The sequence below is a fragment of the Geminocystis sp. GBBB08 genome (genome assembly GCF_016743215.1).
Lineage (GTDB): Bacteria > Cyanobacteriota > Cyanobacteriia > Cyanobacteriales > Cyanobacteriaceae > Geminocystis.
Genome location: NZ_VRZC01000099.1, coordinates 1 through 14,410, shown reverse-complemented (window position 1 = coordinate 14,410; position 14,410 = coordinate 1). Strand labels below are relative to the sequence as shown.

Genomic DNA, 14,410 nt, shown 5'->3' with positions numbered 1-14,410 from the left:
TTTATGATGGTTAAAACCTTCCCATAATTACATATTGCAGTCAAAAATTCAGTTTTACCAATAACCCTTGCCATGATTCATCAGTTTTGACTCCTAGTTGAATTTTAACTTCCATCGCCGATGAAGATTCTTTACCCGTTGGTGCTGTCGGTAGTTTGATTGATGATTTTATAGGCAATATTTTTGATGTGGATGCCGGTGCTGTCAAAGGCATTGCTATTACTAATGTTAGTAATCAAGGTACTTTATACTATTCAACAGATAATGGTGCAAATTGGATAGCAGCCAGTGGTTTAAATAACGCTTTCGCTTTGTTATTAGCCTCTGACGGTGCAACTCGTCTCTATTTTGTCTCCAATACTGCGAATTTTAATGGCACCCTAAATGATGCTATTACTTTCAGGGCTTGGGATCAAACTACAGGAACGAATGGGAATACAGCCGACACCACCATTAACGGAGATGACACAGCATTTTCTAATACCACAGATACTATCAGCATTACGGTAAATCCTGTTAATGATGCACCTACTCGTAATGGTGGCATTAGTGCACCTAATCTCTCAAGCATTATGGAAGATCAAGATCCTGATACTATTTCAGGAGATACTATTGAAAATCTTTTTGCTAGTAAATTCCTTGATAACCTTGATAGTCCTTCTGATAACTTTGCAGGTATAGCTGTCGTTGCTAATGATGTTAGCTTTTTTGAAGGGCAATGGCAATGGTCAAATAATAATGGATTCAGTTGGAATACCATCGAATCTACTATTGGACTTAGTAATGCACTTTTATTAGAGAAAAATACCAAAATTCGCTTTCTTCCCTACATTGATTTTAACGGCACTCCTAGCCCATTAACTGTTAGATTAATTGATGATTCTTCGACTCCCCCCTGGGGCGATCGCCTTAACTTGAGTGATCCTAGCACCACAGGAGGAACTACTCCTTATAGCGATGTCGATAACGAAGTAACTCTAACTACCACCGTTACGGGCGTTAATGATGCACCAGTTCGCTTTGATGATCAACCCACCACTCTTACGGCAGTTGATGAAGATAATATAACCTCTACAGGGGACACTGTATCTTACTTATTTGGAGGCAAATTTTCTGACTTTAATGATAGTTATACATTTTATGGCGGTTCTAATGCCAACAATTTAGCAGGTGTTGCCATTGTCAAAAATACTTCAGTCGTTAGTCAAGGGAAATGGCAATATTCCACTGATAATATAAACTGGATCGATATTGCCAATGATCTTAGTAATAGTAACGCTTTAGTTCTCCCTGAAAGCACCAGAATTCGCTTTCTTCCCGCTGCAGATTTTAACGGCACCCCTGGAACTTTAACTGCCCGTCTCATTGATGATTCTCAAGGTGCGCTGACATCCATAACTACTCTAAATTTTGATACTCTTAATGGTGGCATTGATAGTGGAAGCACAACCCCCTATAGTGACGCTGACAATACGGTAGTTTTAAATACTAGCGTTAATGCCGTTAATGATGCCCCAACCCGTAATATCACTAAGCCAAATTTACAACTGTTAGCGGCAGAAGATACTGGAAACTCAGGATCGTTAAATGTTACAGCACTTTTTGGCAGTGGTTTTCTCGATACTGCCGATGCCCAAATTCAAAATGGTGGGGTAAGCATTGCTAATGAATTTGCCGGAGTAGCCATCGTTGCCAATGAGGCAACCACTAATGGTACATGGCAATACTTTAATGGCACAGATTGGATTGATATTCCCACAACCCTCACCACTGCTACAGCCTTAGTTCTTAATAAAGATACTTTAGTTCGTTTTAAAATCAACACCACTGACTTTACTGGAGAGATAGGTAAATTAACCGCTCGTTTACTTGATAACTCATCAGGAGAACTAACATCGGGAAATACTCTTAATGTTTCGATAAGTAACGGTACAGAAATTTACAGCAATAGTAGCAATCAAGTCTTACTTTTTGGTGGTGTAACCCCCATTAATGATGATCCTAAAATTAACCCCGTTGCTATAGAAATCAATGAAGGAGGCAGTGGGAATTTTGTCAATATTGGTAACTTTAACCTCACGGATGTTGATAATTTACAACAACAATTAATCATCAAAATTACGAGCTTACCAACTCGTGGTACTTTAACCTTTAATGGTAGTCAATTAGTTGTTGATTCTACTTTTTCCGCCGATCAAATTCCATTTTTACGATACACCCATAATGGCAATCAAGTATTAAGCGATACCTATGATAGTTTTGGTATCATCGTAGAAGATGGGGCTGGGGGGACGATCTCTAATACAGCTATTCCCATTACCATCAAACCCGTTAACCAATTACCTAGTGCTAGTGGCTCTCAAACCCTTTATGAAGGGGAAACAGGAGTTATTATACCTATTACTATATCAGATCCTGATCAAAGTGTTGGAACGCCTCATAATATTAAAATTCTCACTTTACCTGTTCGGGGTACTTTAAAAGTTAATGGTAGTGTTATCAGTTCTCTTCCTATAGGAGGGCTTACTGTTTTATCTACCGATGTTATTAGCTACGATCATGATGGTAATGATCTCAATAACGGTAATCCTCCGGATGAAAGTTTCAACATTGAAGTAATTGATGATGGTGGTGGCACTGGTATTCCAGGAACAACTGTTAGCACGATCACCCTTAATATCATTCCCAATAATGATGATCCCACCCTTGTTAATAATACTGGTACAACTCTTAATTCTGGTACAGGACGAGAGATTACTGTAACAACTGCAATGTTGCGGGTGACTGATCCTGATTCCTCAGATACCCAGCTAACCTACACTTTAACAGATCTGCCAGATCACGGTTATTTACTCTACAACGATGGCGGTACTCTGAAAAGAATGTTAGTGGGTACAACCTTTACCCAAGCAGATATTAACAACGGTATTATTCGTTATCGTTTCTTTGAAAGTGGTGCAGGAGTTTTTAATGATAGTTTTAGTTTCCAAGTAAGAGACAGTGAAATTACAGCTTATCCTACTTTACGAGAAGGGGGTATTTGGAAAACTGACGGCACTGCTCTTGAAACTATAACTTTTCCCTTAGTTATTGAAGACACTACCGGCCGAGGATCAGGTGAAGGTGGAGAAACTTTTCCTGATCGTGTTCCGAGTAGTCCTCCCATTGTTGATACGAATACAGGAGTAGGTGTAGTAATTAGTCCTGCTACCTTACTTGAGGGTGGAAGTGTTGTTATTACCAATTCTTTGCTCAAAGTAACCGATCCTGATAATCCACCGCCTAGTCAATTAGTTTTTCGTATTGCAGAACTACCTACCAGTGGCACGTTAAAATTTAATGGAGTTGCCTTAAGGGTTTATGACAGTTTTACTCAAGAAGACATCAATAACGGGTTATTAACTTTTGATCACGCCGGGGATGAAAAATTTATTGATAACTTTAAATTCACCATTAGTGATGGTAGCAATGTTGTCACTAATAGTGGTAATCCCTTTATTTTTGATATTGACGTTACTCCCCAAAATGATGCACCTGCCATCGCCGTTAGCAATAAACCCTTTTTACGAGAAGGAGGCACAACGGGAATTAGCCCTGATCTAAACAATCTTGGTGATTACATTACATTAGTAGATATTGATGGTACAGGAGAAAAATCAGGTATTGGTTATGCAACCCCTAATAACCTCACCTTTCAAGTTCTCACTTTACCTACTCATGGATATTTAGAAATAGATCAAGGCAGTGGTTATGTACAAATTACTGAATTAAATAAGGGCAGTATTATTATTACCAAAGCCCAATTAGTGGGTAATCTATTCCGTTATGTTCATGATAGCAGTGAGAATTTTACCGATAGTTTCAACATTCAAGCTAATGATAATACCACAGGTACGATTAATAACCTGAGTAATGTTACCACCGTCAATATTGATATTGCACCGATTAATGATCCTCCTCAACTTCAAGAGAAGAAAAATCTTAGTGTTTTTGAAGGGGCAACCGCTACTATTAAAGGCTCTAACGGTATATTGGGAGATGAATCCCGTTTAATTTACAAAGATCCTGATAATACGACTATTCAGCGTCAATATTTCATTTCTAACAATGTTGACTACGGAAACCTCTTTTTAAATGGTGTGGCTTTAGGAGTTGGAAGTGTTTTCAGTCAAGATGACTTAGACAATAATCGTATCACTTATCAACACGATGGCTCAGAAAATCATCAGGATTTCTTCGAATTTGAAGTTCGAGATGGAGGGGGTGGAGAAGTTCCGGGTATTTATAATATCGATATTACTCCTCGTAATGATGCTCCTACCTTAACAATTCCAGGGGTGCAAAACTACTTTGGTAATAATACTATTAGTATTACTGGTATCATTCCTGCGGATGTTGATTTACTTAGCCTCAATACCCCTGTAGAAACCGATCGCCTACGGATTACTCTCAACCCTCAATTAGTAGCTGGCACAACCTATGCTAACGGTAAGCTGAATATTACAACTACCACCGGCATTACTTTTATCAATCCCACCACTGGTTTAGCCTATAGTAATCAAGTTAGTGGCACGAATAATAATATTTATGGTAATAAGATAATCATTGAAGGCACATTGAGTGATATTCAGAATGCCTTAAATAGTTTGCAATATCAAGTAAATACAGATGTTAATGGTACTATCTCCTTAGCTGTTACCGTTGATGATCGTCTCTATAATCTGACCACAGGAGCGGTAATTGGTGCCAATGGTGGGGCAACAAACCAAAATGGGACACCTTTTAGTGACACTAATAACACTGTTACTCGTAATATACTCATTAACACCTCAAGTCTTAACGATGCCCCTCAAGTTGTCATCTCCACTAACTCTAATTATGCTTTTCTGACGGAAGATCAAACATCACCCTTTAATGGAAGCGGGAGTAATCCGGGCAAAATTAGTATCATCGATCCTGATGCTTTTGATACTATCAACAATACCGTTACTCTGACAGTTACAACGGGCACAATTAGTGTAACCAATACCAGTTTAATTACGGGAGGTGCCAATGGCACTAATACTATTATCCTCACTGGTAGCCTCACTGAGATTAATCAAGTTTTAGAAAGTCTTTCTTATACACCTCTTAGTAATTACAATAACTTTACTAATACCTTTCCTTTTCCCACCACAGACACCTTAACGATTACAGCCGATGATAAAGGTAATTCAGGTATTGGTGGCCCACAACAAACTAGCCGTACTATCACTCTAGTAATTCGTCCTGTTAATGATGCTCCTACTCGTTTTGATGCGAGTCCGGCCGTTGCCATTGTTGCGGAAGACACCACTTCTCCCACTGGTAATACAGTCTTTAACCTATTCAATCCTAAATTTACCGATGTCACCGATAATCAACTAGCTAATAATGGATCTGCACCCAATATATTAGCTGGAGTAGCCATAGTCGGAAATACTGGAAATAATCTAACTCAGGGTAAATGGCAATGGTCTTCTAATGGTACTACTTGGACTGATATTAGTACTTCTGTCAGTTTAAATAGTTCTCTGATTCTTTCTTCCAATGCCCTGATTCGCTTTTTACCTGTAGCAGATTTTCATGGTACACCCACAGGACAGTTAACGACACGATTAATTGATAGTTCAGGAAGCCCAATTACTTCAGGTGCGTTATTAAATCTTAGTGCGGCGAATGCTACCGGCGGTACAACTCGCTATAGTGATGCCGCTAATGCTGTAACTTTACAAGCCAATGTCACCCCAGTTAATGATGCCCCAACAGCTACCACCAGCACTGTTAGTATTGCCACTATTGCTGAAGACACAACAAACCCAAGCGGGACACAACTTCTGGGCTTACTCAATAGTAAATATAGTGACGTTAAAGATAATCAAATCAGTAAAAACGGTGGTAATACTGCTACTCCTTTGAGTTATGTTGCCATTGTCGGTAGTACTAATTATGTTGCAGGGCAAGGAACTTGGCAATATAGCGATGGTTCAGGCAATTGGATTAATATACCTGTCAGTGGTTTATCTAATACTAACTCCTTAATTATTCCCTCAGACAGAGAAATTCGCTTTTTACCAGCAAGTAACTTCTTTGGCAATCCCGGAACTTTAACCGTTAAATTAGCAGATAATAGTTCAGTTTTAACTGCTAGTACAAGTAGTAGTGACTTCAAAAATTTAACTACCAATGGCGGTATCGGAACAACTGGTTCATGGTCTGTTAATAATGTTACTATTGCTACTAATATTACTAATGTTAATGATGCCCCCACTATCATTAATCCCACAACTCCTGTCAACTTAACCGCAGTAAATGAAGACACCACCAACCCCACTGGTGCAACGGTGACAACCCTCTTTGGCAGTAAATATAACGACAGTATTGATAATCAACAGGGTATCCTTAATGGTGGTAATGCTGTTACTGCTTTTGCTGGTATTGCGATCGTTGGTAATGCTTCCACTTCTGTTGAGGGTAAATGGGAATATTCTACCAATGGTGGAAGTATTTGGCAATCAATTCCCTATGATTCTGATTCTCTACCGTTAAGTAATACAAACGCCCTTTTACTCAATCCTAGCGCTCAATTACGATTTGTTCCTGCCCTCGACTATTACAGTAACCCCCTTAACCTCAGTCAACCCCCAGTAGGTGCATTAACCATCAGAGTAGCGGATACTTTTAATATATCTAATAACGGTACATTACAAGATATTACTAACTTTATTGGTACTAAAAACGATGGTAGCGGTGTTTGGTCAAATGATACCACGACTTTAGCCACAACTGTTAATGCCGTTAATGATGCCCCTGTTTTAAATGGTACTATTGGCACGACTCAAACCACAGTAGAAGATGCCGCCCCTGTTAATGTGGGTTCAAATTTAAGTGGTATTACTGATATTGAGATCGGTTTAAATCAACTTCCTGACTTAGTTACCGCTACTGTTACTATTGGCAATTTCTTGGTAGGGGATCAATTAGCCTTTACTTTACCTTCAGGAGTTATTGCAACTGCTAACGGTACGGGAAATGTTTATACTCTAAGCGGATCTAGTGCCACTTTAGCTAATATTTTATCAGCTTTACAGTCCACAACTTATGTTTCTACTAGCAATAACCCTACTAATATTGTTAATGGTGTAGAACTAAATCGTACTCGAACTATTCAATATCAGATTAATGATACTCAAAGCAGTAATAATCTTTCTAATGTCATTACTACCACTGTTGAATTTACCCAAGTATCTAATGATTCCCCTAGTTTAACGGATGCTTCTTTTTCCATTAATGAAGATCCGACAACTAATAATGGACAAACTATTAATACGTTATTTGCTGGTAAATTTAGTGACGACGATGGTGCTGATGCCTTCCTTTCTGGGTTAGCAATTATTAGTAATACAGCGAATAGCTCGACTGAGGGAACATGGCAATATTCTACTGATAGCGGTACAAATTGGTTTGCTATCGATACAGTCAATGACACTGGTACTGCTTTAGCACTTTCTAAAGACACCTTAATTCGTTTTGTTCCTGTTCAAGATTACAATGGAACACCTCCTGCTTTACAGGTTCGAGCTTTAGATGATACCTATAACGCCTTATTTACTTCCACAAATGCCAATACCGAAGTCAGAGTAACTATTAATACCACTAACAATGGCGGACAAACGGCGATCGCCGCTACCCCCACTAATTTAGGAGTAATAGTTAACCCCATTAATGATACACCAGCTATCAGTGGCACAACAGGCACAAGAGCTTACACTGAAAATGCTTCGGCGATTATTCTAGTTACAGGTAGTGGTTCGGTAGTCGATATTGATGCTAATAATTTCCCTAATGGTAATATTACTCTTACTCTCACCAGTTATCAAACAGGAGATGTCTTATCTGTTAACAATCAAGGCAGTGGTGCGAATCAAATTGGCTTGATTGGCAGTAACGTCACCTATGGCGGTGTAACCATCGGTACAATTAACAGCATCAATAATGGTGTCGGCAAAAATCTAGTTATTAATTTCAACAGCCAAGCTACTAAAACCGCCGTCCAAGCGCTTCTCGATAATCTAACCTATGTTAGTACCAGTGATGATCCTACCGTAGCAGGAACTCAGAATCAACGCACTTTTAATGTCACTCTTAATGACGGTAATAATGGTGGGGGAGGAGTTGCCCTTAATTCCAATACCCTAACAGGAATAATCGACATTACTGCGGTTAACGATGCACCTGTTAATAATGTTCTGGCAACCCAAACAACTTTAGAAGATACGATTCGCATTTTCAACACTGCCAACGGTAATCTTGTTTCCATCAGTGATGTGGATGCTGGAAGTCAACCTGTCACCGTTACTCTAACCTCAACCAATGGGATTATTAACCTATCGGGAATTGCAGGGCTTACCTTTGAGAATGGAACTGTTAATGGCTCAAATAACATTAAAATTACTGGCACAATTGCAGCAATTAACACTGCCCTGAATGGTTTAGGTTTTGCACCTACTGCTAACTACAACAATAACTTCAGTACTGGTAGCATTACCATTGTTACCGATGACTTAGGCAATACTGATGCGATCGCCAATCAAAACAAAACTGATAGCGATACTATTATTATCAATATCACCCCTGTTAATGATGCCCCTGTTATCTCGTTGATTGCTTCTCCTGTCACTGGAAATTATACTGAAGGAGCTACTGCATTTAATATAGGACAAAATATCGCCTTCATTGCAGATATTGAAATAGATCAAAGTGAACCGAATGTTGCTAATAACTTTACTGCCACTGCAACTATTACCGATTTCTTTACGGGGGATGTTTTAAGTTTTACTGTTGGTGCAACGGGAGTTACGGTTAATAATCCTAGTAATGGCGTTTATACCCTCACTGGTACTAAAGCGAATGTTTTACAAGTCTTACAATCGACTACCTATTCTTCCACTAGCCCGAATCCTAGTAATTACAACACCAATTTAGATCGAGTTATTACCTATCAGATTAACGATAATCAAGGAGCGAATAACTTATCTAATACTGTTTCTACCACCGTTAATATTACTCCCGTTAATGATCCGCCTACTGTCGCAGCTTCCTCCGGCGTTACCACTTTTACAGAAGGTAATAATGTTACTTCTACCCCTGTTGCTGTTGATAGTGGTTTAACTTTAGACGATGTTGATAACGAAAAACTCGCTTCTGCTACTGTCTCCATTACTGGTAATCTTCAAAACTTAGAAGACATACTGGTATTCACTAATAATAATGCTACCCTTTACGACAATATTACCGCCAGTTATAATTCCACAACGGGAGTATTAACCCTTAATTCTGTCGGACAAACTGCAACCCTTGCCCAGTGGCAAAATGCTCTCCGTGCCGTCACTTATACCAATAGTAGTGAGATTCCTAATAACAGCGATCGCACTATTTCTATTCAGATTAATGATGGTGCGGCTACCAGTAACGTTACCACAAAAACAGTTCAAATTGTACCTGTTAATGATACTCCCATTTTAGGTACGGGTAGCACCGTTAATTATTTGGAAAATGCTACTGCTGTGGCGATCGCACCTACCATGACGTTAACTAATGCAGACACTGATCTGTTGAAATATAACAATGGTAGTTCTTTAACCATTAATTATACCTCTGGGGCTACTATTGCGGATCAGCTTAGTATTGCTAATGCTAACGGTATTACAGTTAGTGGTAATGTGATTAGTTATAACGGGAATGCCATCGGTACTTTCTCCGGAGGAGCAAATGGTACAGGGTTAACCATCACCTTTAATGGTATCGATTCCACCTCAACGGCAGTTAAACAATTACTCAATAACATTAGTTTTAGTAATACTTCTGAAGATCCTGTCAGTGGTAATAGAGTTTTTAATATTACTATTAACGACAACGAAGGTGGTTTACAAACAGCAACTTCTTCCACTACGGTAAATGTAATTCCTGTTAATGATGCACCCACTTTAACTTCTAATGGATTAAATCCCAATTATGTAGAAGATACCGTTGCATTTTCAACTATTTTTAATGGTTCAGCAACAGGCACAATTGAAGCAGGACAATTAATCAATCAATTAGTCTTTACTATTAGTAATGTCGTCAATGTTGGCAATGAGCAAGTAAGCATTAATGGCACAACCGTTACTTTAACCAATGGTGCAACCTTTACCAGTGGTGGATTTAGTGGCACTGTTAGTCTTAGTGGTAGTAACGCCACCGTTACCATTAATAACGCTACGGGGGCAACTACTGCTCAAATAGATGCTTTAGTCAATGGTTTAGGTTATAAAAATACCAGTCAAGATCCTACGGGGGGTAATCGACTTGTCACTATCACTTCCATCACAGATAATGGCGGTACTGCTAACGGTGGAGTTAATAACACTAACCCCAATTTAGTCTCCGTTGTCAATGTGATTCCTGTCAATGACGAGCCCACTTTAACCGCTACAGGTGCTAATACAAGTTATACAGAAGATGTTGTAACTCCTAGCAGTTTATTTAGCAGTGCAAATAGTGGCACGATTGAAGCAGGACAAAAATTAAAAGAGCTTAAATTAACCGTCAATAATCTGAACGATGGTGCTAATGAAATCCTCCGCATTGACGGACAAGATATTACGTTGACTAATGGTAATAACGTCACCACAAGCAATGGCTATACTGTCAATATTAGTAATCCGACTGGAAATTTAGCAAGTTTAACCATCACAAAATCAGGGGATGCTACTACTGCTCAAATCAACACTTTAATTAACGGCATTGGTTACAAAAACACCAGTCAATCACCCACCACAGGAAACCGCACTATAACCATAACTTCCTTACAAGACGATGGGGCTAATGGAGGAATTAACGAAGACGATGCTGTTACTAACGCTTTGAGCATCACTGCCACAGTTAATGTTATTGCCGTTAATGATGCACCGGTTTTAGATAACACACCTGTTTTAAGCATAACCACTACTGAAGATATAGGTGTGCCAAGTGGACAAGTAGGCTTTTTAATTAGTAATTTTGTAGGGGGTATCAGTGATGTTGATGGAGTTAATGTCCCCAATGGCATTGCTATCACCAATAAGAGTAATTTAGGGAGTATCTATTACTCTACTAACAACGGTACAAACTGGACATTATTTAGTGGCACTTTATCCGACAGTAACGCTTTATTACTAGCTAATAACAGTAATACTCGTTTATTCTTCAGTCCCAATGCAAATATTAACGGCATTTTATCAACAGGTATTACTTTTCGAGCATGGGATCAAACTTCTGGAAGCAATGGCAGTACGGCTAACATTAGTACTATTGGCACTGGAGGAACAACAGCTTTTTCTACAGCTACGGAAACTATTAGCGTTACTATTACTGCCGTCAATGATGCCCCCACTCGCAGCTCTGCTAGTACTTCATTAACAGCAGTTTTAGAAGATAACACCAACCCTACAGGGGCAACGGTTAATAGTTTATTTACGAGTCGTTTTAGTGATACCACGGATAATCAAACAGCTAATGGAGGTTCTTCTGCTAATACATTAGCTGGTGTAGTGGTAGTTGCTAATGCCGCTAATACTTCTACTCAAGGGGTATGGCAATGGTATGATGGCTCCACTTGGCAAACTATCAGCACCTCCGTTTCTACCTCCAACGGTTTAGTTTTAGCAGAAAATACTTTAGTGCGTTTTCTCCCCAACGCAAACTTTAATGGCACTCCGGGTATTTTAACCACTCGTCTCATTGATAATTCAGTCGGTGCAGTTACTTCAGGCACAACAGGTATTAATGTTAGCAATGATACTACTTTAAGTGGAGGAATAACCCAGTATAGCAATTCAAGTAATGCCGTCACCCTAACAACTAGCGTTACTGCAGTTAACGATGCACCCATCGCCACTGGTGCTAGTGTTCTAACTGCTGTTAATGAAGATTCAACAAACCCCACAGGAGCGACTGTTACTACCCTCTTTAATGGGAATTTCTCTGATAGTACAGATCAGGTAACGGGAGGATCTTCTGCGAATACCTTAGCAGGGGTAGCGATCGTCGGTAATGCGGCTAATTCAACAACTCAAGGAAATTGGCAATATTTTAACGGCACAAGCTGGGTTAACGTTGGTACTCGTGATAATACTAACGCCTTAATCGTTGCCTCCGCAAATAGTCTTCGTTTTGTTCCTGTCACCGACTATCATGGTGCTGTACCGGCCTTAACGGTTAATCTGATTGATAGTTCTATTACTGTTACCACAGGAAATACGGTTAACTTAAGTGGTGTGGGAGCTACTGGAGGAACTACCGCCTATAGTGTCAATACAGTTAATTTAACCACAAGTATTAACCCTGTCAATGATGCACCGATTGCTTCGGGTAGTGTGAGCGTTACCAATATTAATGAAGACGTTAGCAATCCTTCAGGTACAGTTATTAATACCCTGATTACCAGTACTAACTATAACGATACCAAAGACAATCAAACTAGCAATGGTGGTAATAATACTGAAACTGCCTTGAATAATATCGCCGTTGTTGGTAGTAGTAATTATGTTGCAGGACAAGGTACTTGGCAATATGGTAATGGTAGTGGCGGTTGGATTGATATTCCTGTTAGCGGTTTATCAGATACTCAGGCGTTAATTATTCCCTCTGGGCGAGAAATTCGTTTTGTACCAGCTACTAACTTCTTTGGTACTCCTGGTACTTTGAATGTACGTTTAGCCGATAGTAGTTCTTCTCCCAGTGCGAGTACTTCTTCAGGAGACACTAAAAATCTCAATAGTAATGGTAGTATTGGTGGCACTGGTACTTGGTCTAGTGGTACAGTTACTATTACCAGTAATGGTATAACTAATGTTAATGATCGACCTACAGCTACTAATACCACTATCTCAGGCACATTAGAAGATAATACCACAACCTCCTTAACCATTACGGGAGCTAACTTTGGTTATAGTGACGTTACAGATAATCAGAGTGGCATCACGGGAGGGGGAAATGCTAGTAGTGCTTTTGGTGGTATTGCTATTGTCAATAATCCTGCCACTCAAGGAAACTGGCAATATAACACTGGTAGTGGTTGGGTTAATGTGGGTATAGTATCTGATAATTTAGCTTTAATTCTCCCTGAAAATGCTCAATTACGTTTTGTACCTAATGCTAATTTTAATGGTAATCCCGATCCTTTAAGTATCCGAGTTGCAGATACTTCTCAAAGTTTTGCTAGTAATGTCAATATCACAGGTAATTTAACTCAGACTAGCACATGGTCAAATATTATTACCCTTTCTGCACCCATTACCCCCCAAAACGATGCACCCATAATTAATGCCACTATTAGTAACCCCACAGCTATAGAAAATAATAGTACAGGTACAGGATTTTCCGTTGATCCTGTTAATCTATTTAGTGGTGCTTCCATCTCTGATATTGATTTAACTACCACAAGTGCTTTAAATTCTAATATTTTTGGTGCAGGTACAATTACTGTCTCCTTAACTGATGGTATCGCTGGAGATATACTTTTAGTTAATAGTAGTTTTACTTTGCCTAGTGGTGTTACTCTAAGCGGTGGCACTGGTAGCACTCCTCTTGTCATTTCTTTAGCTCAGAATACTACCTTAACAAACTTACAAGATATTCTCAATAATATTCAATATCGTAATTCTAGTGATGATCCTACCCTAAAAAATACGGATACTTCTCGTAACTATACATTAATTATCAGTGATGGTAATAACCTTCAAGCCGGAGGTAACGCCGGAGGTGCAACGGCTTTTAATTCAAATACTCTCACTGGTACGATTAACATTAATGCAGTTAATGATGCCCCCGTTTTAGATACTAACGTTAATCCTGTTTTAAGTTCCACTGAAGATAATCCTATTCCTGTGGGGATAGTGGGTAGTTTAATCTCTACTTTTGTAGGCGGTATCAGTGATCTGGATAGTCTTAATTTTGGTATTGCTATTACTAACGTCACTAATTTGGGGACTTTTTGGTACTCTACTGATAATGGAACTACTTGGAGTTCGATCGCTTCTGTTTCAGATAGTAATGCCTTATTACTTGCTGATAATGTCAATACTCGTTTATACTTTCAACCTAATGCTAATTTAAACGGCACTCTTAACAGTGGTATTACCTTCCGTGCATGGGATCAAAGTCAAGGCAGTAATGGTGCAACGGCTAACACTACTACCAACGGCAGTATAACTCCTTTTTCCAGTATCACTGATACGATCGCCATTGCTATTAGTCCTGTTAACGATGCACCCATCGCCACTGGTGCTAGTGTTCTAACTGCTGTTAATGAAGATTCAACAAACCCCACAGGAGCTACTGTTACTACCCTCTTTAATGGTAACTTCTCTGA

The 14,410-nt window shown here is 39.2% G+C and carries 2 protein-coding genes; one reads left to right on the top strand and one right to left on the bottom strand.

Annotated elements, in window-relative coordinates:
* Positions 1-40: 40 nt before the first annotated feature.
* Positions 41-178, bottom strand: a complete 138-nt coding sequence (locus FWJ34_RS12745) for a hypothetical protein (protein ID WP_308255701.1) — start codon at positions 176-178, stop codon at positions 41-43.
* Here FWJ34_RS12745 and FWJ34_RS12740 point away from each other — a divergent pair.
* Positions 156-14,410, top strand: a 14,255-nt coding sequence (locus FWJ34_RS12740; RefSeq protein ID WP_308255700.1) for a cadherin-like domain-containing protein, incomplete at its 3' end; no start/stop codon positions are given. The two genes, FWJ34_RS12745 and FWJ34_RS12740, sit on opposite strands and share 23 nt — an antisense overlap.